General features: G+C 43.2%; 18 protein-coding genes and 1 tRNA gene. 12 read left to right on the forward strand and 7 right to left on the reverse strand.

The window, feature by feature from the left end:
• Window positions 1-38: 38 nt before the first annotated feature.
• Both serB and DXD78_RS07730 read left to right on the forward strand, forming a co-directional pair.
• On the forward strand, window positions 39-1,268 hold the full coding sequence (gene serB, locus DXD78_RS07725) for a phosphoserine phosphatase SerB (RefSeq protein WP_005837143.1): 1,230 nt from the start codon (window positions 39-41) through the stop codon (window positions 1,266-1,268).
• 128 nt (window positions 1,269-1,396) lie between these two features.
• Entirely contained in the window at window positions 1,397-2,686 is a 1,290-nt protein-coding gene (locus DXD78_RS07730; RefSeq protein WP_009038417.1) for a DEAD/DEAH box helicase, read from the forward strand.
• A gap of 36 nt (window positions 2,687-2,722) precedes the next feature.
• On the opposite strand, the gene DXD78_RS07735 is transcribed toward DXD78_RS07730, so the two are convergent.
• From DXD78_RS07735 to DXD78_RS07750, 4 genes are read right to left on the reverse strand one after another with little or no spacing between them, the layout of a single operon-like run.
• On the reverse strand, window positions 2,723-3,523 hold the full coding sequence (locus DXD78_RS07735; RefSeq protein WP_009038418.1) for a DUF4738 domain-containing protein: 801 nt from the start codon (window positions 3,521-3,523) through the stop codon (window positions 2,723-2,725).
• A 37-nt stretch (window positions 3,524-3,560) separates the two neighbouring features.
• On the reverse strand, window positions 3,561-4,874 hold the full coding sequence (locus DXD78_RS07740; protein ID WP_005825480.1) for a UDP-glucose/GDP-mannose dehydrogenase family protein: 1,314 nt from the start codon (window positions 4,872-4,874) through the stop codon (window positions 3,561-3,563).
• 3 nt (window positions 4,875-4,877) lie between these two features.
• Entirely contained in the window at window positions 4,878-5,426 is a 549-nt protein-coding gene (rfbC, locus tag DXD78_RS07745; protein WP_008664570.1) for a dTDP-4-dehydrorhamnose 3,5-epimerase, read from the reverse strand.
• Window positions 5,427-5,430: 4 nt separating this feature from the next.
• Window positions 5,431-6,849, reverse strand: coding sequence for a capsule assembly Wzi family protein (locus DXD78_RS07750; RefSeq protein WP_009038419.1), 1,419 nt, complete (start codon window positions 6,847-6,849; stop codon window positions 5,431-5,433).
• 233 nt (window positions 6,850-7,082) lie between these two features.
• Here DXD78_RS07750 and DXD78_RS07755 point away from each other — a divergent pair, with 233 nt between their 5' ends.
• On the forward strand, window positions 7,083-8,237 hold the full coding sequence (locus DXD78_RS07755) for an SPOR domain-containing protein (protein WP_034529769.1): 1,155 nt from the start codon (window positions 7,083-7,085) through the stop codon (window positions 8,235-8,237).
• 50 nt (window positions 8,238-8,287) lie between these two features.
• A complete protein-coding gene (locus DXD78_RS07760) occupies window positions 8,288-8,821 on the forward strand; it encodes an FHA domain-containing protein (RefSeq protein ID WP_005825486.1) in 534 nt (177 codons plus the stop codon).
• A 108-nt stretch (window positions 8,822-8,929) separates the two neighbouring features.
• On the opposite strand, the gene DXD78_RS07765 is transcribed toward DXD78_RS07760, so the two are convergent.
• Complete coding sequence (locus DXD78_RS07765) at window positions 8,930-10,378, reverse strand: tagaturonate reductase (RefSeq protein ID WP_008664577.1); 1,449 nt, start codon at window positions 10,376-10,378, stop codon at window positions 8,930-8,932.
• 39 nt (window positions 10,379-10,417) lie between these two features.
• On the reverse strand, window positions 10,418-11,479 hold the full coding sequence (locus DXD78_RS07770) for a substrate-binding domain-containing protein (protein ID WP_009038421.1): 1,062 nt from the start codon (window positions 11,477-11,479) through the stop codon (window positions 10,418-10,420).
• Between the two features lie 233 nt (window positions 11,480-11,712).
• Here DXD78_RS07770 and uxaC point away from each other — a divergent pair, with 233 nt between their 5' ends.
• The gene (gene uxaC, locus DXD78_RS07775) at window positions 11,713-13,119 is read left to right on the forward strand and encodes a glucuronate isomerase (RefSeq protein ID WP_009038422.1); all 1,407 of its coding nucleotides are present in this window, start codon (window positions 11,713-11,715) and stop codon (window positions 13,117-13,119) included.
• 42 nt (window positions 13,120-13,161) lie between these two features.
• Here the strand turns inward: uxaC and DXD78_RS07780 are convergent, their stop codons facing one another.
• Window positions 13,162-13,851 (reverse strand): HAD family hydrolase, encoded by a 690-nt coding sequence (locus DXD78_RS07780; protein WP_009038423.1) that lies wholly within the window; start codon window positions 13,849-13,851, stop codon window positions 13,162-13,164.
• Between the two features lie 207 nt (window positions 13,852-14,058).
• On the opposite strand from DXD78_RS07780, the gene DXD78_RS07785 reads away from it, so the two are divergent.
• From DXD78_RS07785 to DXD78_RS07815, 7 genes are all read left to right on the forward strand, one after another.
• Window positions 14,059-15,441, forward strand: coding sequence for an MFS transporter (locus DXD78_RS07785; RefSeq protein WP_009038424.1), 1,383 nt, complete (start codon window positions 14,059-14,061; stop codon window positions 15,439-15,441).
• Window positions 15,442-15,523: 82 nt separating this feature from the next.
• Entirely contained in the window at window positions 15,524-16,327 is an 804-nt protein-coding gene (locus DXD78_RS07790) for an MBL fold metallo-hydrolase (RefSeq protein ID WP_022402436.1), read from the forward strand.
• Between the two features lie 93 nt (window positions 16,328-16,420).
• A tRNA-Lys gene (locus tag DXD78_RS07795) sits at window positions 16,421-16,493 on the forward strand.
• A gap of 324 nt (window positions 16,494-16,817) precedes the next feature.
• On the forward strand, window positions 16,818-17,375 hold the full coding sequence (locus tag DXD78_RS07800) for an NAD(P)H-dependent oxidoreductase (protein ID WP_005825500.1): 558 nt from the start codon (window positions 16,818-16,820) through the stop codon (window positions 17,373-17,375).
• Window positions 17,376-17,514: 139 nt separating this feature from the next.
• Window positions 17,515-19,770, forward strand: coding sequence for a bifunctional alpha,alpha-trehalose-phosphate synthase (UDP-forming)/trehalose-phosphatase (locus DXD78_RS07805; RefSeq protein WP_009038426.1), 2,256 nt, complete (start codon window positions 17,515-17,517; stop codon window positions 19,768-19,770).
• A gap of 5 nt (window positions 19,771-19,775) precedes the next feature.
• Window positions 19,776-21,566, forward strand: a complete 1,791-nt coding sequence (locus DXD78_RS07810) for a glycoside hydrolase family 15 protein (protein WP_009038427.1) — start codon at window positions 19,776-19,778, stop codon at window positions 21,564-21,566.
• Between the two features lie 196 nt (window positions 21,567-21,762).
• Window positions 21,763-23,065 (forward strand): 4Fe-4S binding protein (locus tag DXD78_RS07815; protein ID WP_117652671.1); only part of this gene is annotated, 1,303 nt, incomplete at its 3' end.

Consider the following 23,065-nt stretch of genomic DNA (forward strand, 5'->3'; position numbering starts at 1 on the left):
TACTTTTGTAGCCTATTATTCTATCAAAAAGATGACTTATGCAACCATTGAACACTGAACTCATCCTGATACGTATTACGGGTGAAGACCGTCCGGGACTGACAGCTTCCGTGACGGAAATTCTGGCGAAATATGATGCTACCATTCTGGATATTGGCCAGGCAGATATTCACAATACTCTTTCGTTGGGCATTTTGTGCAAGACGGAAGAACAACACTCGGGGTTCATTATGAAGGAACTGCTTTTCAAGGCTTCCTCCCTGGGCGTGACTGTCCGTTTCTACCCCATTACTACCAAAGAGTACGAGGATTGGGTGAATATGCAGGGAAAGAACCGCTATATTCTTACTTTATTGGGGCGTAAGTTGTCTGCCCGTCAAATATCTGCCGTTACCCGTATTCTTGCAGAGCAAGGCATGAATATCGATGCCATCAAGCGCCTTACAGGACGTATCCCGCTGGACGAATGCGAATCGCGTACACGCGCCTGCATCGAATTTTCCGTTCGTGGCACTCCGAAAGACCGTATTGCCATGCAAGAACAGTTAATGAAACTGGCAACCGAACTGGAAATGGATTTCTCTTTCCAGTTGGACAATATGTACCGCCGGATGCGCCGCCTCATTTGCTTCGATATGGACTCTACGCTGATTGAAACGGAAGTGATTGATGAATTGGCCATACGTGCAGGTGTGGGCGACCAGGTGAAGGCCATTACCGAACGTGCCATGCGTGGTGAGATAGATTTCATCGAGAGCTTTCGCGAACGAGTGGCTTTGTTGAAAGGATTGGATGAGTCCGTGATGCAGGAGATTGCAGAGAATCTTCCCATTACGGAAGGTGTGGATCGCCTGATGTATGTTTTGAAGAAATACGGTTACAAGATAGCTATTCTTTCGGGAGGGTTTACCTACTTCGGGCAGTACCTCCAGAAGAAGTACGGTATAGACTATGTGTATGCCAACGAGCTGGAAATAGAGGATGGCAAACTGACCGGCCGCTATCTCGGTGATGTAGTCGACGGTAAGCGTAAGGCGGAGTTGCTGCGTTTGATAGCTCAGGTGGAGAAAGTGGATATTGCGCAGACTATTGCTGTGGGCGACGGTGCCAACGACCTGCCCATGCTGGGAATTGCCGGCCTTGGAATCGCTTTCCATGCAAAGCCCAAAGTAGTTGCCAATGCCAAGCAATCCATCAATACCATCGGCTTAGATGGCGTACTTTACTTTCTGGGATTTAAGGATTCATACATTGATATTCCCCGTTGAAGGCAGATGCTTGAAACAAATTTGCAAGCCCTTGAGATAATTATTGTCCCAAGGGCTTATTTTTTTACTGTAAGAGTCTATTTTATAAGTCTTTTTCCTATCTTTGTACGCAAATTTAAAAGAGATACATGAAGTTTTCAGAACTACATTTAAATGGCAATGTACTGGAGGCACTGGATGCCATGCGCTTTGAAGAGTGCACCCCCATACAAGAAAAATCAATTCCCGTCATACTCGAAGGTCGAGATTTAATAGCAGTGGCACAAACCGGAACGGGAAAAACAGCCGCATATTTGTTGCCTATATTGAACAAGCTTTCAGAGGGCGGACACCCTGCCGATGCCATCAATTGCATTGTCATGGCTCCTACCCGCGAGTTGGCGCAACAGATAGACCAACAGATGGAAGGTTTCTCTTATTTCATGCCGGTTTCCAGCGTGGCCGTGTATGGCGGTAATGACGGAATACTATTCGAGCAGCAGAAAAGAGGGTTGACACTGGGTGCTGATGTCGTTATTGCTACCCCGGGGCGTTTGATAGCCCATCTTAGCCTTGGTTATGTAGATCTTTCCCGTGTCTCTTATTTTATTTTGGATGAAGCAGACCGGATGCTGGATATGGGATTCTATGATGATATTATGCAGATTGTCAAGTTTCTCCCTAAAGAGCGGCAGACCATTATGTTCTCTGCTACCATGCCTGCCAAGATACAACAGTTGGCTGGCAACATTCTGAACAATCCCGCCGAAGTGAAGTTGGCGGTTTCCAAACCAGCGGAAAAGATTGTGCAGGCAGCCTATGTCTGCTACGAGAATCAGAAGCTGGGCATCATCCGTAGCCTCTTTGCAGAGGAGACGCCGGAACGCGTCATCATCTTTGCTTCTTCCAAACTGAAAGTGAAGGAAGTGACCAAAGCCTTGAAGCAGATGAAACTGAACGTTGGTGAAATGCACTCCGATTTAGAGCAGGCACAGCGCGAAGAAGTGATGTACGAATTCAAGGCAGGACGTATCAATATCCTGGTAGCTACAGATATCGTTGCGAGAGGTATTGATATCGATGACATCCGTCTGGTGATAAACTATGACGTTCCCCACGACAGTGAAGATTATGTGCACCGTATCGGACGTACGGCGCGTGCCAATAATGACGGCGTAGCCATCACCTTCGTTTCCGAAAAGGAGCAAGGTAGCTTTAAGAATATCGAAAAATTCCTGGATAGGGACATCTATAAAATACCGGTTCCCGAAGAGCTGGGTGAAGCACCCGAATACAAGCCGAGAGCATTTGACGGAGGAGGAAGACGGGGCGGCCATGGAAACGGACGTAAGCCAGGAGGAAACAAGAACGGCCGTAACAACAGTAAAGGTGGAAAGCCCAGAGCCAAACGTCCACAGAATGGCAGCGAGAAGAAATAAACATTGTGGTGAAGAAAAGAAATAGAAAAAGCGGATTTATTCCGCTTTTTCTATGTTCATTGTATTGTCAAAACCAATAATCATATTTACCAAATTGTATACGGAACTTTCGGGTATGCCGAGGGTTGCCTGATAATGGTACCCCTTACTATCCACACCCATGAAATTCATATCGGCAAGAATGGCCTGGTCCAGCATTTCGGTAGGGAATATATCCGCAAACATCTTTTTAGTGATGTCCTGGCCATAAAGCATCTTCTTCCCTTCGTATACACAGATGTGGATTACATTATCATAATACACATTGTCCACACTGATTCCATTTTCAGAATAGGAAGTCTTGAAAACCTTCATCTTTGAGGGGTTGATATATACATATCCCCTATATCTTGTATTCTTGTATGTTACGATACTGTCTTTCTTTATTACTTCCGGAGTAGTAGAAATGACCTCCACTTCTCGACTGGTGAAAACCAAAGAATCTTCTGCATTCTCTGATTTATGCAGTTTGATTACTTCGTCGGCCAGCGAGTGGAACCAGAAGCTGTATTCCGTTTGACGGTCTATCTTATAGGCCACCGGTTCATTGCTGTATATGTAGATTGTATCGTGAACAACCTTGAAAGGTACGGGAGCGCTTTGCGGGTTGGCATAATATACCGTATCCCCTTCGATGCGCATCAACGGCATTTCTGTTTCATCGTTCACCCAGATGCCTTGCAACAGTTGTTTTGCAGTAAGGTCTTCCTTGACGGAAACCTCCCCGTTTTGTCTGTTGCTGCATGATGCCAATGAGACAACAAGTACAATGAGAATCGCACTTCTTTTTATTGTCATAACGTCCCTATTTATTTCTTTTCTTTTTTCTGCAACTTTATTTTCCGATGCAATGATATGTGAAACCTTGTTCTTCCATATCTTTCTTGTCGTAAATGTTACGTCCGTCCAATACCAACGGCTGTTCCATAGTTTTCTTGATGACTGCCCATGAAGGCAGGCGGAATTCTTTCCATTCGGTCACCAGCATCAGTGCATCTGCGTCCAGTGCGGCATCATACATATCTGTCGCATAATAAATACTTTCTCCTATGCGGCGTCGGCATTCGTTCATGGCAGCCGGGTCGTAGGCACGTACTTTACAACCGGCCTTCAGCAACTCGTCAATCAATACCAGAGCCGGGGCTTCACGCATGTCATCTGTTTCGGGTTTAAAGGCCAGCCCCCAAATGGCAATGGTCTTTCCCTCCAAATCATTATTGAAATGCTTCTGCAACTTTTCGAATAAGATACTCTTCTGTTTCTCGTTCACCTCCTCTACTGCATGGAGTACACGCATCTTGTAGCCGCTCAGTTCAGCCGTTTTAATCAGTGCCTTTACATCCTTAGGGAAGCATGAACCGCCGTAACCTATCCCCGGATAGAGGAACTTGCGTCCGATACGGGTATCCGAACCGATACCACTGCGCACCATGTTTACATCCGCTCCCACTAATTCGCACAAATTGGCAATGTCGTTCATGAAGCTGATGCGGGTGGCAAGCATGGAGTTAGCTGCATACTTTGTCATTTCTGCAGAAGGGATGTCCATAAAGATGACACGGAAGTTGTTCAGCAGGAATGGTTTGTAGAGCTTGCTCATTATCTTCTTGGCTCGTTCGGACTCTACTCCCACCACTACACGGTCGGGACTCATAAAATCGTTGATAGCATTACCTTCTTTCAGAAACTCGGGATTCGAAGCGACATCGAAGTCAATGTTCATCCCTCTCTTATCAAGTTCTTCTTGAATGGTAGCCCGCACTTTTCTGGCAGTACCTACGGGAACGGTACTTTTGGTTACCACCAACACATATTTCTGCATATTGCGTCCAATGGTGCGGGCAACTTCCAGCACATAGCTCAAGTCGGCACTTCCATCCTCATCGGGTGGTGTACCTACGGCACTGAATACCACTTCCACCTCATTCAGACAACTCTCCAGAGACGTGGTGAATTGCAGGCGTCCTGCTTTCACATTCCGGCTAACCATTTCTTCCAGTCCATTTTCATAGATAGGAATAACACCCTTTTTCAGTGACTCTATCTTTTCACTGTTCGTGTCTACGCAAATAACGTTGACACCGATTTCCGCAAAGCAGGTTCCGGTTACCAAACCGACGTATCCTGTACCGACAATGGCTATTTTCATATTTTATTCATAATAGACCGCATCCTTGAACGATACGGCATGTCCGTCTTTATCTGATAATAGAAGCTGTTCCGTAGCAACGGGCCATTCAATACCGATGGCTTCGTCGTCAAAACGGATGGATGCCTCGGATTGTGGTGCGTATACGTTGTCTACCTTGTATGTAAAGACAGCTTCATCGCTCAGCACCAGAAAACCGTGGGCAAAACCACGCGGAATGAAGAATTGTCTTTTGTTCTCCTCACTTAGCTCCACACTGACATACTTTCCGAAAGTGGGAGAAGATTTTCTTAAGTCGACAGCCACGTCCAGCACTTTTCCCTTAATGACACGTACCAGTTTGGCCTGGCTGCAATCACCCTTCTGGTAATGAAGACCACGTAATACACCGAAAGAGGATTTGGACTCATTGTCCTGGATGAAGTGAACGTTTCCGACATGTGCACGGAACTCTTCTTCCTTAAATGCTTCCATAAAGTATCCGCGGGCATCATGGAATACTTTCGGCTCAATCAGCCATACGCCGTCAATCTCTGTTTGTATGTAGTTCATTTTCTTAAAATGTTTTATGTACTTTCAGTTGGAATCCAAAATTGTCTCCATATATCTTTCCCATATCCAATGCAAGGGACGCGTTGAAGCACCAGCCCTTCCATTTACGGGGAATATAGTAAAACGATGCAAAAGTAGAAAAATTTTCTAATATATCGGGTATTGGACGATGAGGAGTTCCCCAAGTTCTGTTGTGGGACAATTTTGCCACATATCTCCACTCACTGCTGATGTTGCCGCTCCATCCCAGATGCAGGGCCTTAACGCGATTGTACTTGAAACTCATATCGCCATCCTTATTATAGATAGGCGATGCTATCAACGGATTGGCTATCGCCATACCCCAATGTGCCCATCCTGGGTAGTAACCGTTGTTGTAGTAGTTGTCGGCTCCTCCGGTCTTACCTACTACAGAATTTTGCAAACCGTGCAGTGGACCGCTCATATTGGTAGTCTGGAGATATTCGATAACGATTCCGTTGATGGCTTGTCTATGGTTGGATTTATATTCCACACCCCATAAGCCATCCCAACCGTTGAGTTTGGCCATGGCGGAGAAGTCATCGAAATGATTGTCCAGATAGGCGCTGATGGAGAAATCTTCCTTAGGACGATAAGTCATTTTGATATATTCGCTACCCAGAAAATTGCCTTGGAAAGCCAGATGTTCACCTACCGGTCCGTCCTCACGCCCGTGGCCGGGGAAGAATACGCGTACGTAATCCTTCCATCCGTTGCCCAAGTCTCCCAATTCGGAACCTCCAATCTTGTATCCTCCGAATTGGGTGTCGAGGGTCATTCCGAGTTCCAGTTGCCATTTTCCTTTGGGTATACCGATACGCAGGAACCCTTCTTTATGATGGTATTTGATACTCTTGGTGTACCAGTATTTTTCTCCGACTTGCTCCCGCTGGTATTTGTTATCTGTAAACCATCCGTACGAGATTTCTCCTTTCAGGCCTAAACGGGGTAGCAACTGTACATACTCGGGTATGCCTATCTGTACTTGTGGGATGGGACGCGCATTACCCGACCAGGTCATGCCGCCACTGCTCAGCTCTTGATTCAGCAATGGAGAATTCTGTTCCCGGCTTCCGGCAAAGAATCCAAACCACTTGTAACGGATGTCTACGTAAGCCTGCTGTACAATGAAGGAGGTCGTGCTGAATCCGGCTGCTGCAACCAAATCCAGTGCTTCTTCAAACTTCCATTTTCCAAGTTGGTGTTTGTAGGATATTCCTCCACGTATGTAAGTATTGTTGTCGAGCGAAGTGAGTCCTTGCTGGTTGCTGACCTGCCAAAGAGGAGTATTGTCACCGGTATGCAGGGCTGCTCCATATTCTACGAATGAGGACAGCTGCTGTGCCAGCATCGTGTTCTTTCCTATGAACAAGAAAACCATCAGACAGAAAATAATACGCATAATAGTCTTTTGTTAAGTGTTTAGGTTTGTATACTCTTGCGAGGGCAATTGTCTTTCTATTCTTGACGAGTATAGTTAAACGGTACAAAAGTAGAAATTTTTCCGGTAAAAATTCCTTCTCTTGCCAAAAAACCTTTTTCAAATACATTTTTAATGTGCAATGTTCATAATTTGTTGATAAGAAAAAAGCTCTGAAACTAGCGTATATCCGATATTTCCGCTACTTTTGTAGCATGATTGAATTAGCACAGCACATAGAAGTATTGTTATTGGAGAACGATTGTGTCATTGTTCCCGGTTTGGGAGGATTTGTAGCTCATTATACTCCGGCAATGAGAGTAGCGGAAGAGAATGTTTTTCTGCCCCCTACCCGTATTATCGGTTTCAATCCTCAACTGAAGATGAATGACGGCTTACTTGTACAATCCTATATGGCTGTCTATGATACTGATTTTTCTGATGCTACGCGGATTGTAGAAAAAGAAGTGGCGCATATATTCACTGCTCTCCATGAAGAAGGTAAGGTGGATTTGCCCAACATTGGCGAATTGCGTTACTCCATTCATGGTATTTATGACTTTGTTCCCTATGACCACAAGATAACCACTCCTTACTTATATGGGTTGGATAGTTTTGAAATGCAGGAACTGGCGGAACTGAAGAAACCGTACATGGAAAAGACCATCCGTTATTCTGTTCCAGTTGTGCCGGAAGACAAAAAGCGAAGGTTTGAGATTAAATTCAACCGTTCCTATTTGTCGAATGCGGTTGCCATGATTGCAGTGGTTGCCTTGTTTTTCTTTTTGTCTACACCGATAGAGAATACGGAAGTGGTTGAAGGAAATTATGCGCAATTACTTCCGAATGAACTTTTTGAGATGATAGAAAAGGAATCCCTTGCCATTAATCCGATTGTTGTTAGCCGGAAGGCCGACACTCCGAAAGCGTCGGCTCAAAAAAACACGGGGCAGAAGGCAAAGAAAAAGGTGGTTCCGGTTGCCGTAAGAGAGGTTAAGGTGGGCCAAGCTAACGCGCAGAATGCTCCGGTTGTTTCTCAGCCTAAGCAGCAGGCGGCAGAAGTGTCCTCTTCAACATCTGTAACAACAAAGAGTGAAATTCAAAAGACCACAGCAGGGACTGTCACCCCGTCACTTGTCTCTGCACAGAAATACCACGTCATCATTGCCAGTGTAGGTACTGAGAAGGATGCCGAAGCAATGGCAAAGCAACTGATTGAAAAAGGTTACCCTCATGCAAAAGCAATTGTTGGAGATGGTAAAATGCGTGTCAGCATTGAGTCTTGTGGCACAGAAACAGAAGCATATCAGGCATTGAACAGAGTTCGCCAGAATGAAACGTATAAGAACGCTTGGGTATTAAAGAAGTAGAAAGTAATCTACCCTTGCTTTATTTTTTAATTCTTTAATTTTTAACTATCATGAAGCGTATCCGTTGTCCCAAATGTGAGAATTACTTAACATTCGATGAAACCAAGTATACCGAAGGCCAATCACTGGTCTTTGTATGTGACCAGTGTAAGAAGCAGTTCAGTATCCGTTTAGGTAAATCAAAGATGAAAGCCCCTCAAAAGGAAGAACGTCCGGATGAAGCGGAGTTTAAAGAGGCTTTTGGCAGCATCACGGTCATTGAGAACGTGTTTGGTTTTAAGCAGGTACTTCCATTGCAAGAAGGTGACAATATCATAGGCCGGCGTTGCGTGGGGAATGTTATCGATGTGCCGATTGAGACTTCGGATATGAGTATGGACCGGCGTCACTGTATCATTAATGTAAAGCGTAATAAGCAGGGAGTGTTGATTTATACCTTACGCGATGCTCCCAGCCTGACGGGAACTTTCCTTAATAATGAAATTTTGGGTGACAAAGACCGTATTCGCATTGAGGATGGAGCCATTGTAACTATTGGTGCCACTACTTTTATATTGCGGGCAGCAGAGCAGGAAAGCCTTTAGACAAAAAAGAAAACTGTGGCTTAATTATTTCCCATCAAATGTGGTATAAATAAAGCAGACCGTATAAAAACTCCTTTTGTACGGTCTGCTTGTTTAAAATCATAGGAATTAAAGAATACCTTTTACTGTTTCCTGCATGCCTTTTTCTTGGATGGATTTTAAGAAGCAGGTAATCATGTCTGTCAATCCTGGAACGGTATTCAAGTCTCCGTGTTCCCCCCAGATAAGGTCTTTGGCTGCCAATACGCCTTCTGCCACTTTGCGGGTGTCCCCCGTTGCCCAAAGGTCTTTCAATAACTGCATGATTTCGGGAGCATCATTCGGGATGATTTCTGTGCCGTCTGCGCGGGTACCTCCTTTGTAGTACGTGATGATGGCAGCCAGTCCCAATACCAGACCTTTCGGCAGTTCTCCTTTACGTTTCAAGTAGGTTTTCAGGCCAGGAAGGTCACGGGTTTGGTATTTAGGGAAAGAGTTCAGCATAATACTGGTTACGGCATGGTCAACAAACGGATTGTTGAAGCGCTCCAATACATCTTCTGCAAACTTTTTCAATTCGTTTTTCGGCAGGTTCAACGTTTCCATCAGCTCGTCAAACATCACTTTATGGATGTATTGTCCGATTATAGGATGCTGGCAGGCATCGCGTACAATATTTACCTCCGACAGATAGGCTACTGGAGACAATACGGTATGAGGTCCATTCAGCAAGGTTACTTTTCTTTCGTGGTAAGGTTTTTCGGAAGGAACAAACAATACATTCAGTCCGGCTTTGTCGGCAGGGAATTCTTCGGCGACTTCTTGCGGAGCCTCGATGACCCATAAATGGAAAATTTCAGCCTGCACTACCAGATTGTCATCGTACTGTATCTTTTCTTTTATAGCGGCAATGTCTTTGTGGGGGAATCCTGGAACGATACGGTCCACCAGTGTTGCATACACACCGCAGGCTTCCTCAAACCAAGCTCTGAACTCATCACCCAATTGCCATAATTCAATGTATTGATAGATTGTCTCCTTCAACTTGTGGCCATTCAGGAAGATGAGTTCGCAAGGGAAGATAATCAGTCCTTTGCTCTTGTCGCCGTTGAATGTCTTGAAGCGGTGATACAACAGCTGTGTCAGTTTGCCCGGATAAGAAGACGCCGGTGTATCTGTCAGCTTACAAGCAGGGTCAAAGGCTATACCTGCTTCCGTCGTGTTGGAAATGACAAAACGCATTTCCGGTTGTTCGGCCAATTTCATGAACTCATCGTTTTGAGTATAGGGGTTTAAGGCACGGCTGATTACATCTATCATAGTCAGACTGTTGATGGTTTCTCCTTTATCCAGACCTTGCAGATTTACATGATAAAGGTCATCCTGGGCATTCAGCATGTCAACCATACCTTTATCGATGGGTTGGACTACTACCACATTGCTGTTAAAATCGGTCTTTTGATTCATGTTATAAATAATCCAATCCACAAATGCGCGAAGGAAATTACCTTCGCCAAACTGGATAATGCGTTCCGGGCGTTGTGCTTTGGGAGCAGTTTCTTTGTTTAATGCTTTCATTTAAAAAATGATTTAAATGGTTGATATGTAATTTTTTGATTATTCAAACTCAAAGTAAAAGTCTATGTTTTCCTTCATCAATATGTCGATGGGCATGTATTTCACTGCAGTGACCGGTCTTTTAAATACCACGTGGTTGCATAAAGTCTTCACGCCACAATAGCCTTGCAGGCCTGGGCGTTGACCGATGAGAAAGGTTACTTCACCGGTTTTCAGGAACTCTGTATTTTTGTGTAAAAGGTCATATCCCACAAGTCCTGCCAGCTTCTGCCCCTTTTCGTGCAGATAATTTGCCACCTGATAAACACGGGAATTAAAAACAGCTCCCAGTACGGCTTGGGGATGTTCTTTAAAAAAAGCATCCAACATCCGTCTGTTGCCGTCAGTATCTTCCTTGTGCAACACAATGTCATGGATAGTCAAATCCTTATGTTCCTCGGAAAGGTATTGCATGAACCCCTCGAGGCGGCGTTGCATCTGGATTTCTGCCGGATTGTTTTTCTGATTGCTCAGGAATAACACAAGCTCCTGCCCTTTTTCATAGCTACGCATCAGAATCTTGGCAGCAATGTATCCGCTGGTTTTGGAATCTTGTCCGATATAACACAAGGCATGCGTCTGTTCAATATTGAAGTCTATGAATGCATAGGGAATATCCGCTTCCTCCAAATAAGTAGTGAGTTTTATGGTCTCCTCTCGGAAATTCGGGGCAACAAGTACGGCGTCGGCACTTTCCTCCCGGAGCACAGCACATGCTTCTTTATAGGAGGATTTGTCCGCATGCCGATAGTACAGATAGCTAACCCCAACATTGAACGGCCGTAATTCTTGTGCGGCACGGTCAATTCCCGCTGCTACAGCATGCCAATAATCATGTTCTATATAATAAGGTATAATGCAGACAATATGATAGCGCTTTTTAGCCGCCAGCCCGATGGCAAACATATTGGGATGATAATCTATCTCGTCGAGTACTTTCTGGACTTTTTCCCTACTGGAAACGGATACGTCTCCGCGGTTGTGCAGTACGCGGTCTACAGTGCCGGCAGAGACGCCGGCCATGCGTGCTATGTCTTTAATGGTATAGTTCTTGTTTTCCATCTTGAGGTATGCTGCCTAAGGCGGTAAAGGTGAGACGTCTGAAGCTTAAATATTATAAATATTCGCCGCAAAGATACGAATTATTTTGTTTCTCCAAGTAAAATTTCTACTTTTGTGTTCGATAACGGTTAATAAAACTAAAAACAATTATACGATCTATTAGCTTTACAATCAATACTATATAGGTGTAATAAATAGAAAGTAATATTTTTAGATACTTAAAACACAAGAAGATGAAAAACTTTATGGACGGAAACTTTCTGTTGCAAACGGAAACATCACAGAAGTTGTACCACGAGCATGCGGCTAAAATGCCGATTATCGACTATCATTGTCACTTGATTCCTCAAATGGTGGCGGAAGACTATCAGTTTAAGTCACTGACTGAGATTTGGTTGGGAGGTGACCACTACAAGTGGCGTGCCATGCGTACCAATGGTGTGGACGAACGTTTCTGTACCGGTAAGGATACTACAGATTGGGAAAAGTTTGAAAAGTGGGCCGAAACGGTACCTTATACTTTCCGTAATCCGTTGTACCACTGGACCCACCTTGAATTGAAGACCGCTTTTGGAATCGATAAAATTCTCAATCCTCATACGGCCCGTGAAATTTATGATGAATGTAATGAGAAGCTGAAACAGCCTGAATATTCCGCCCGTGGCATGATGCGCCGTTATCACGTGGAAGTGGTTTGTACTACAGATGATCCTATTGATTCCTTGGAATATCATATCAAGACACGTGAGAGCGGCTTTGAAATCAAGATGTTGCCTACTTGGCGTCCGGATAAAGCAATGGCGGTGGAAATTCCTGCCGATTTTCGCGCATATGTAGAAAAGTTGGCCGAAGTGAGCGATGTGGCTATTTCCAGCTTTGACGATATGGTTGCTGCCTTGCGTAAGCGTCACGATTTTTTCGCGGAACAAGGATGTAAACTGTCTGACCACGGAATTGAAGAATTCTATGCCGAGGATTATACAGGAGCGGAAGTTAAGGCTATCTTTAACAAGGTATATGGCGGTACTGGATTGACGAAGGAGGAAATTCTGAAATTCAAGTCGGCCATGCTGGTTGTGTTCGGCGAAATGGATTGGGAGAAAGGTTGGACACAACAGTTCCATTATGGTGCTATTCGCAACAACAATAGTAAGATGTTCAAACTGTTAGGTCCTGATACCGGTTTTGATTCCATTGGCGAATTTACTACAGCAAAAGCTATGGCTAAATTTCTCGACCGCTTAAACTCCAATGGTAAGCTGACCAAGACTATTCTTTATAATTTGAATCCATGCGCCAACGAAGTCATTGCTACTATGCTGGGTAACTTCCAGGATGGTACGGTTGCCGGTAAGATTCAATTCGGTTCCGGTTGGTGGTTCCTTGACCAGAAGGATGGTATGGAAAAGCAGATGAATGCCCTTTCTGTACTGAGCTTATTGAGCCGATTTGTTGGTATGCTGACCGATTCCCGTTCCTTCCTCTCCTATCCGCGCCATGAATATTTCCGCCGTACATTGTGTAATCTTGTAGGCCGTGATGTAGAAAATGGTGAAATTCCTATTTCCGAGATGGAACGCGTAAACCAGATGATTGAAGATATCAGCTATTATAACGCTAAGAATTTCTTCCAATTCTAAAAAGCAATAGTAAGCTATAAGTTATGCAGTTTCACCCATAACTTATAGCTTATCTAATATTTCTTTGATACTATCCAATCGTATAAAATTGGGATGTCGTATTTCCCCTTCATGTTGCTCGTATGCCCAAGTCACGTGGTATGGTACATGGGCAGCGTATCCCCCAAGTTCCAATACCGGAAGTATGTCTGATTTTACAGAATTACCTATCATCAGGAGTTTTTCAGGCGGACAGCCCAATGTATCAATCAGCCTCTGGTAATCATCGATTTTCTTGTCACTCATAATTTCGATATGATGGAAATATTCTCGCAGTCCGGAAGCCTCTATTTTTCTTTTCTGGTCGAACAAGTCCCCCTTAGTGGCCAACACCAATTTATATTTCCCATGAAGTGACGATATGGTCTCCTTCACGCCTTCCAGTAGTGTAACCGGTTTCTGCAGAAGCTCTTGTCCCCATCCTATTACTTCTTCTATAAGATGCATATTCCCGTTTCCGTCTGTCACTTTGCAGATGGTTTCAGTCATACTGAGCATTATGCTCTTCAGCCCATAGCCATACATATGCAGATTCTTCATTTCTGTTTCAAAAAACCTTTGTGATATGGATGAAGCAGGCAGATATTGCCTTAAAAGGTTACAGAATTTGTGCTCGAACTCCTGAATATAAAGTTCGCTTTCCCACAGTGTGTCATCAGCGTCAAAAGCTATAAATTCGATTTTATCTTTCATGAATGGTCGTTTTATAAAAGCGTCCAAAGATACGGAGTATTCTATATAAATGAAAAGATAAATAGTGATAAATGGGAAGTTAATATCTTGTCTGCAACTTATTAATATTGTGTTTGCAGAAAATTAATATCTTGCAAACACGATATTAATTTCCTATTTTTGCACTTATTTTTTCATTTAATACATAAATTTTAATCGTACAAAAGGATGATGACATCACCCCAACCCGCTTCCAAAGGCTTCAGCAGAGCTTTTTGGGTAAGCAGTACAGTAGAACTGTTCGAACGCATGGCATATTATGCTGTATTTATTGTTCTTACCATTTATCTTTCCAATATTTTAGGTTTCAATGATTTTGAGTCAAGCATGATTTCCGGTCTGTTTTCGGGAGGGCTCTATTTGTTGCCTATCTTTACGGGCGCATATGCCGATAAGATAGGTTTCCGAAAGTCGATGATTATTGCTTTCTCACTGCTTTCCATCGGGTATTTGGGCTTGGGATTGCTTCCCACCCTACTGGAAGCAGCCGGTCTGGTGGAGTATGGCGAGACAACCCGTTTTTCAGGATTGCCGGATAGTAATGACCGCTGGATGATTGTCCCCGTATTGTTTGTTATCATGGTAGGAGGTTCGTTCATCAAGTCTATCATATCGGGATCGGTGGCTAAGGAAACAACAGAGGCTACCCGTGCTCGCGGCTATTCCATCTTCTATATGATGGTGAATATAGGAGCTTTTACCGGAAAAACGGTGGTCGACCCTCTACGGAATGTTATCGGTGAGCAAGCTTATATTTATATCAATTACTTCTCGGCTGCCATGACGGTGCTGGCATTATTGGCTGTCATCTTATTGTATAAATCGGCACATACAGCAGGTGAAGGGAAAAGCATGCGTGAAATTGGACAAGGTTTTCTGCGTATTATCACTAATTGGCGTTTGTTGATTCTTATCCTCATCGTAACCGGCTTTTGGATGGTGCAGCAACAGCTCTATGCAACTATGCCCAAATATGTCATCCGTATGGCGGGTGAAACAGCCAAACCGGGGTGGATAGCCAATGTAAACCCGTTTGTAGTGGTTTGCTGTGTAAGTTTTATCACCCGGTGGATGGCAAAGCGCACAGCTATTACTTCTATGAATATAGGCATGTTTCTTATTCCGGTATCGGCATTGCTGATGGCATGCGGTAATTTGCTGGGCAACGATATTATTTCCGGCATGAGCAATATTACTTTGATGATGGTGCTTGGCATTGTTGTGCAAGCTTTGGCAGAATGTTTTATCTCACCGCGTTATCTGGAGTACTTCTCTTTGCAGGCCCCCAAGGGCGAAGAAGGTATGTACCTCGGTTTCAGTCATCTTCATTCATTCCTCTCTTCTATTTTCGGGTTCGGTATTGCGGGGGTACTTCTGACAAAATATTGTCCTGATCCAGTCTTGTTTGAAACCCGCGAAGCGTGGGAAGCAGCCAGTGTCAATGCACATTATATCTGGTATTATTTCGCTGCTATAGGATTGGTTGCAGCGATAGCGTTATTCGTTTTTGCCAAAACTACCGAATTCATCGACAAAAAGAAGAAGGCATAAGGTTTATATATTGCATACTTTTTGTATATTTGCCGTCACTTTTTTTAAAAGCGACGGCTTTTTTGTAATTAAGGAGATTAGGATGAAAGTAAAATTTATAAGCCTTGCCAGTGGAAGCAGCGGCAACTGTTATTATATAGGCACAGAAAAATATGGAATACTCATCGACGCCGGCATTGCAGTACGGACGATAAAAAAAGGACTGAAAGAAGCAGGTATCAGCATGGAAATGATACGTGCGGTATTTGTTACGCACGACCATGCGGACCATATCAAAGCAGTAGGCGGATTGGGTGAAAAACTGAATATTCCTATTTATACAACCGCCCGGATTCATGAGGGCATCAACCGGAGCTATTGCATGACAGAAAAGTTATATTCGTCTGTCCGTTACCTGGAAAAGCAGCAACCCATGCAGTTGGAAGATTTTCATATCGAATCTTTCGAGGTACCTCATGATGGCACGGACAATGTGGGCTATTGCATTGAGATAGACGGAAAAGTGTTTGCCTTTCTTACAGACCTTGGTGAAATTACTCCTACGGCCGCAGAATATATCAGAAAGGCCAATTATCTGATATTGGAAGCCAACTACGATGAGGAAATGTTACGCATGGGTACCTACCCCCAATACCTGAAAGAACGGATTACCAGCCGCACCGGACACATGAGTAATATTGCTACTGCTGAATTTCTTTCGGAAAATATGACGGAACATTTACAGTATATTTGGCTTTGTCATTTGAGCAAGGACAACAATCATCCTGAATTGGCATATAAAACAGTGGAATGGAAATTAAGGGAAAAAGGAATTATCGTAGGAAAGGATGTACAGTTGTGTGCTTTGAAGCGTACTACTCCTTCTGATTTATACGAGTTTGAATAAAAAATCCCATTTCATCGCAAAAAATACACCGTTTTGTTTGCACGAATAAAATAAAAGGACTACTTTTGCACCCGCAAACAAGAAATAAGGAATGCACTCTTAGCTCAGTTGGTAGAGCAACTGACTCTTAATCAGTGGGTCCAGGGTTCGAATCCCTGAGGGTGTACTTAAAAAAGGAACAACTACTGTTGTTCCTTTTTTAATTTGTCTTAACAAGAACATGCTTTGATGGGTATAAGCTCCTCATACGGAATCACTAGTAAATCTATATGGGGATGATACATTATTTTTCGTTAGTCCGCATAATAAATTCTTCAGAAGTTTGTTTTTATACCTTTGCCCTCACCCGCTTTCTGCCTCTTCCGTCACATTCGAAAATATATGTCAGAAAATGAAAGTAGGAAGAAAACTTTTATTTCCTCCTACTCGTATATCTATATTTTGTATATTTGTACACACATCAATGATTTTAAACTAAAAGAAAAACAATATGGATAAAGATTCAAAGCAAGTAGTAGTTCTTCTGACACATCCCAATATAAAAGAGTCGCGAGCTAACAAGGCATTGATGGATGCTATTAGTGACATGGGAGAGGTAGCCATATACAATTTATATGAGATGCGTATGGAAGATGCTTTTAATGCAGAGATATGGAGCACTATCATATCGCATGCATCTGCGCTTGTATTTCAGTTTCCGTTCTATTGGATGTCGGCTCCTTCTTTATTGAAGAGATGGTTGGATGAAGTATTTACTTATCTGGCAAAAACTCCTGCTGTGGCTGGTAAGACATTGATGGTGGTCACTACTGCCGGCTCTGAACATGATGCTTATAGAAGCGGAGGAAGAAATCGTTTTACGGTGGATGAGTTGTTAAGACCTTATCAAGCAAGTGCTGTACATGCTGGAATGATATGGCAAACTCCTCTTGTAGTCTATGGAATGGGGACCTCGGAAGCTAGTAAAAATATAGCAGAAGGGATAAATTGCTATAAGCAAAGAATTGAAGCATTGGTGAAGAAAGACATTTTCAGTGATAATTGGTAATAGTAGGACCATATCGAAATGGAACATTCTTTTTCATTTTTGAATGTTTGTTTTTCTCTTTATCTTTTTCTAAAATACTGATTTTAAGCAATAAATAAAATATTGTATGAATTGGCATATTTCTTGTGTTAACTCATACATGAAACTTTATATTATATCAAACAGATTACCCGTTAAGGTTACCAAAGAGGATGAAACGTTCGTATTTTCACGAAGTGAAGGCGGACTGGCTACCGGTTTGGACTCACTTCAGATTTCCTACGAAAAACATTGGATTGGATGGCCTGGAATATGCGTTGACAACGAAGAAAGTAAAGAGGAAATCACTTCTAGATTGGAAGGAATAAATTTCCACCCAGTATTCTTGTCCGAAATACAGATAAAGAATTATTATGAAGGCTATAGTAATAGTACTATTTGGCCATTATGTCACTACTTTTTTGTTTATACGCTGTATCGGAACTCTTTCTGGCAATCGTATCAGGAAGTGAACCAGTTGTTCTGCGATGCCATTTGCCGCGTGATACGTCCAGGTGACAAGGTGTGGATTCAAGACTATCAGCTAATGCTGCTTCCCGGAATGCTTCGGAAGGTTTACCCGGATTTGAATATCGGATATTTCCATCATATCCCTTTCCCTTCCTATGAACTTTTCCGGATATTACCGGAGCGTGCAGAAATCCTGAAAGGATTATTGGGTGCTGACTTTATAGCTTTCCATACTCATGACTATATGCGGCATTTTATCAGTGCTGTCGAACGGGTATTGCGTATTGACTTTAAACTGGACGAAGCACAACTCGGGAATAGAGTAGTTAGGATCGATGCTCTTCCTATGGGAATCAACTACGGACTGTATCACAATGCTTCTTCCAGACCGGAAGTACGGCGGGCGATAGACCGTACACGGAAATTTTTCGGGAATCATAAGTTGATTCTTTCTGTAGACCGCTTGGATTATAGCAAAGGCATTCTGCACCGTTTATGGGGATTTGCTGCCTTTTTAGAATGTCATCCTGAATATTGTGGAAAAGTTACATTGGCAATGGTCATTGTTCCATCACGTGACCATGTAGATAGTTATGCTGAGCTAAAAACCAAGATTGACGAAGAAATAGGTTCTATAAACGGACAGTATTCTACGATGGACTGGACTCCGGTTTGCTATTTCTATCACGGTTTTTCATTTGAAGAACTGGTGGCAATGTACTATATAGCTGATGTAGCTTTGGTAACTCCACTTCGTGATGGCATGAATTTGGTTGCCAAGGAATATGTAGCCTCGAAAAATAATAATCCGGGTGTTTTGATTTTGAGTGAAATGGCAGGTGCAGCTATTGAGATGACGGATGCATTGTTGATTAACCCCAATGACACTGAGGAGATAAAGCAGGCCATTTGTCGGGCTTTGGAGATGCCCGAACAGGAACAACTGAAACGCTTGCAACACATGCAGAAAATTATTTCCGTACAAACGGTTAATAAGTGGGCGGCAGATTTTGTAAGTGAATGGAGCGATACGTGCCGTAAGAATGAACAGCTTCGTAAGAAAAGGATATCCGCCGGTATTATTGGTGCCATCAAAATGAAATATAACCAGGCTAAGCAACGGCTTATCTTGCTGGATTATGACGGAACGTTGGCGTCGCTCAAGACACGACCGGAAAATGCTAAACCCACCCCTGAACTCATTGCCACATTGCAGAAGCTGGTTTCCGACCCGGCCAACCATGTTGTTGTGAATAGTGGTCGCGACCATTTTACTTTAGAAAAATGGTTGGGAAATTTACCTATTGCAATGGCTGCGGAACATGGCGCTTTCTATAAGGAAAATGGCATCTGGCACAAAAACATAAACAAAGCGGAATGGAGTTCCGGATTGGTGTCCATCTTGAAGCTTTTTGTCGAAAAGACGCCTCGTTCCCACCTTGAAGTCAAGGAAACGGCTTTGGCATGGCATTACCGGGAAAGTGATGCATGGTTAGGAGCTTTGCGGGCACAGCAACTTATCAATGTGCTGGTTAACATCTGTATACAGCAAAAGCTGCAAATCATACAAGGAGATAAAGTAGTGGAGATTAAGTCTCCCGATTATAATAAAGGTTCCGAAGTGAGACGCCAGTTGGAAAAGAAACATTATGACTTTATCATAGCTATGGGAGATGATACTACGGATGAAGATATGTTCAAAGCTTTGCCGGTGAATGCAGTGACAATCAAGGTGGGATATGTGTCGGAGGCAGCAAGCTATAATATGCCATCACAAACGGAAGTCCTGCCTTTTCTTCAAATTCTGGCGAACAAGAAAGACATGAAACAACCCATTGGCGAGAATGTCAAAACGAGCTTGAAAGGGATATTCGATTTTTTCAGAGACTTGTTAAAAACAAAATAGTAAAAATGAGTAATTTAAATTATGGGGTAGTAGGCAATTGTCGGACTGCCGCACTTATATCCGAAAAAGGCAGCATAGACTGGTTGTGTTTTCCCGATTTTGATTCTCCGTCTATCTTTGCATCACTACTTGATCGGGAAAGAGGAGGAAGTTTTGGATTTGACGTTACAGAAGACTATCATATCTCACAATCTTACGTTCCTCACACTAACATATTGTCTACTTCTTTTTCTTCGAAAGAGGGAGAATTTGTCGTACTTGATTACATGCCTTATTACCGTTCCTACGAAAATGCCCATTATCTTCCGGCAGAATTGTATCGATATGTGAGGTGGATAAAAGGTAAGCCCCGTTTCAAAGTAAACTATGTCCCTGCTCCCAATTATGCGCAAGGTAAAGTGATTCATAATGTCACTTCTGAATTTATAGAAAGCTATTGTTCTTCTGATAATAAAGATAGACAATATTTGTATTCTTCCCTTCCTTTGCAGAACATCGAACAGAAAAAAGAAATTATATTGGAAAAAGATGAGTTCTTTCTTTTGTCATACAATGAAAAGGTCATTCCGGTGGACATTGAACGGGAAAAAATTGAATATTGCCGTACTTTGGTTTATTGGCTTAATTGGACCAACCGTACTAAGAAATATTCTCTCTATAATGATGTGATAGAAAGAAGCATGCTGGTTTTGAAACTGATGTCTTACTATAACGGAGCCGTACTGGCCGCCCTTACTACCAGTTTGCCCGAATCCGTCGGCGAAGTACGTAATTGGGATTATCGGTTCTGTTGGTTGAGGGATGCCTCCATGTCTATCGAAACTTTGTTCCAGATAGGCCATATAGGAGCAGCAAGACGTTTTATGAAGTTCATACAGTCCACTTTCGTATCCAAGCACGAATCCTATCAGATAATGTACGGCATTCGGGGAGAAAGGCAGCTGACCGAGATTATTCTGGAGCATTTGTCCGGATATAAGAATTCCAAACCAGTACGGATAGGTAATGATGCTTACCATCAAAAGCAGAATGACTCGTTCGGTTATCTGATGGATTTGATTTACCAGTACTATCGGCTGATGCCCGGTACATTAGACGAAATAGAGGATATGTGGGAAATGGTAAAGAGCATTCTTTCCACGGTAATGGAAGATTGGAAGAAACCAGATAAGGGGATATGGGAAATCAGAGGAGAAAGCCGCCATTTTGTTTCATCCAAAGTGATGTGTTGGGTGGCTTTGGACCGTGGTGCAAAGATAGCTTCCATGCTCAATAAATACGGTTATAGTGAACGTTGGCAAAAGGAAGCTGACAAGGTATGGCAGGATGTAATGACATATGGATGGAAGGAAGAACTTCAAAGTTTCTCGCAGACTTATGATAATATGGCAATGGATTCCTCTTTGCTGTTGATGGAACCTTACGGTTTTATTGCAGCAGACGATATCCGATACCATAAGACAGTGAAGGCTGTGAAAAAAGCTCTTTTGCATAAGGGATTGATGTACCGGTATAACAGCGAAGATGATTTCGGGCTTCCTTCTTCGGCTTTTACCATTTGCACTTTTTGGCTGATACGTGCGCTTTTTGTTATCGGAGAAAAGGAAGAAGCCCGTTGTTTGTTTGATGATGTTCTGACATATTCCAATCATTTGGGGTTATTCAGTGAGGATATTGATTTTAATACGAAGGAACAACTGGGGAATTTTCCACAAGCTTATTCGCATTTGGCATTAGTCAATACGGCTATTCTGTTTGCAGAAGAAAATAAGAGATTGGCTTTTATCCGGCCGTAACGAGGAGGGGAACTTAATTAATACTGCAAATGGGAGCATTTTGTATTTGTCCTTCTTTCTTTCGTTTTTAATTCCATTGAATGATGATACCTTTCTTTTTTTATGTATTTTTGCATAAATAAAATTTCACTATTTCGGCAGTTGTTTTGTACTCATATCGCTGATATAGTTTAGGAACTCAAAATAAAGGATTATCATGTTACGGAAGATTAGACTGACTTTTGCAATGATTTGCTTTGTACTCATCACCTTGTTGTTCCTTGATTTTACGGGAACGTTGCATGGGTGGTTCGGCTGGTTGGCCAAAATCCAGTTTTTGCCGGCTGTATTGGCGCTAAATGTGGGAGTGATATTGTTTCTTGTAATTCTCACTTTGGTATGCGGGCGTATCTATTGTTCTGTGATTTGCCCCTTAGGGGTATTTCAGGATATACTGGCATGGCTGGGCCGGCAACCTAAAAAACGCAGGAAGCTTCCTTACTCTTATTCTCCGGCCTTATCTTGGCTACGCTATGGCGTATTGGGTGTGTTTATCATTGCTTTGATTGCCGGAATTGGTTCATTGGCTGCTCTACTTGCACCCTATAGTGCATACGGACGTATTGCCAATAATCTTTTTCAACCTATATGGCAATGGGGCAACAATCTGCTTGCTTATCTGGCTGAACGGGCAGACAGTTATGCCTTTTATGAAACGGATGTATGGTTGAAGAGCCTGCCGACTTTTATTATTGCTGCCGCTACTTTGGCTGTGCTTGTTGTTCTGGCCGGACGCAACGGACGAACCTATTGTAATACGATTTGCCCGGTAGGAACGGTCTTGGGCTTCCTTTCACGTTATTCGCTTTTCCGCATCACAATAGATTCGGAAAAGTGCAACCAATGCAGTCTTTGTTCACGCAACTGCAAGGCAGCCTGCATCAACTTTAAGGAGCATCAGATTGATGCAAGCCGGTGTGTGGTTTGCATGAACTGCATTGAGAAGTGCAAGCATGGAGCCATTTCCTACAAGTATCATCCTTTCGGTAAACCTGCTGCGGGCAAGGCAGATTCGGAACAGATAAACGAAACCCGCCGCAGTTTTTTCACAGCAACGGCTCTGGTTGCAGCCACTTCTGTTTTAAAAGCGCAGGAAAAGAAAGTAGACGGAGGACTGGCAGCCATTGAAGATAAGAAGATTCCTGAGCGAAGCACTCCCCTCACTCCTCCCGGCTCATTGAGTGCCCGCAATATGGCGCAACACTGCACGGCCTGCCAGCTCTGTGTGTCGGCATGTCCCAATCAGGTTCTTCGTCCTTCTGCAGACTTAAGGAAATTGATGCAACCGGAAATGTCATACGAACGCGGCTATTGCAGACCGGAATGTACAAAATGTTCGGAGGTATGTCCTGCAGGGGCTATCCGTCCGATAACCAAAGCTGATAAATCATCCGTTCAGATAGGGCATGCCGTGTGGGTAAAGAAAAATTGCATACCACTGACGGATGGTGTGCAGTGTG

The sequence above is a fragment of the Bacteroides sp. D20 genome (genome assembly GCF_003436255.1).
Taxonomy (GTDB): Bacteria; Bacteroidota; Bacteroidia; order Bacteroidales; family Bacteroidaceae; genus Bacteroides; species Bacteroides uniformis.

Bases quoted from the DNA above. Each gene is read 5' to 3' on its own strand.
- uxaC (WP_009038422.1), top strand. From the start codon at position 11,713: ATGAAAAACTTTATGGACGGAAACTTTCTGTTGCAAACGGAAACATCA.
- DXD78_RS07790 (WP_022402436.1), top strand. From the start codon at position 15,524: ATGAAAGTAAAATTTATAAGCCTTGCCAGTGGAAGCAGCGGCAACTGT.
- DXD78_RS07735 (WP_009038418.1), bottom strand. From the start codon at position 3,523: ATGACAATAAAAAGAAGTGCGATTCTCATTGTACTTGTTGTCTCATTG.
- DXD78_RS07780 (WP_009038423.1), bottom strand. From the start codon at position 13,851: ATGAAAGATAAAATCGAATTTATAGCTTTTGACGCTGATGACACACTG.
- DXD78_RS07750 (WP_009038419.1), bottom strand. From the start codon at position 6,849: ATGCGTATTATTTTCTGTCTGATGGTTTTCTTGTTCATAGGAAAGAAC.
- DXD78_RS07740 (WP_005825480.1), bottom strand. From the start codon at position 4,874: ATGAAAATAGCCATTGTCGGTACAGGATACGTCGGTTTGGTAACCGGA.
- DXD78_RS07785 (WP_009038424.1), top strand. From the start codon at position 14,059: ATGATGACATCACCCCAACCCGCTTCCAAAGGCTTCAGCAGAGCTTTT.
- DXD78_RS07805 (WP_009038426.1), top strand. From the start codon at position 17,515: ATGAAACTTTATATTATATCAAACAGATTACCCGTTAAGGTTACCAAA.
- serB (WP_005837143.1), top strand. From the start codon at position 39: ATGCAACCATTGAACACTGAACTCATCCTGATACGTATTACGGGTGAA.
- DXD78_RS07800 (WP_005825500.1), top strand. From the start codon at position 16,818: ATGGATAAAGATTCAAAGCAAGTAGTAGTTCTTCTGACACATCCCAAT.
- DXD78_RS07770 (WP_009038421.1), bottom strand. From the start codon at position 11,479: ATGGAAAACAAGAACTATACCATTAAAGACATAGCACGCATGGCCGGC.
- DXD78_RS07760 (WP_005825486.1), top strand. From the start codon at position 8,288: ATGAAGCGTATCCGTTGTCCCAAATGTGAGAATTACTTAACATTCGAT.
- DXD78_RS07810 (WP_009038427.1), top strand. From the start codon at position 19,776: ATGAGTAATTTAAATTATGGGGTAGTAGGCAATTGTCGGACTGCCGCA.
- DXD78_RS07730 (WP_009038417.1), top strand. From the start codon at position 1,397: ATGAAGTTTTCAGAACTACATTTAAATGGCAATGTACTGGAGGCACTG.
- DXD78_RS07765 (WP_008664577.1), bottom strand. From the start codon at position 10,378: ATGAAAGCATTAAACAAAGAAACTGCTCCCAAAGCACAACGCCCGGAA.
- rfbC (WP_008664570.1), bottom strand. From the start codon at position 5,426: ATGAACTACATACAAACAGAGATTGACGGCGTATGGCTGATTGAGCCG.
- DXD78_RS07755 (WP_034529769.1), top strand. From the start codon at position 7,083: ATGATTGAATTAGCACAGCACATAGAAGTATTGTTATTGGAGAACGAT.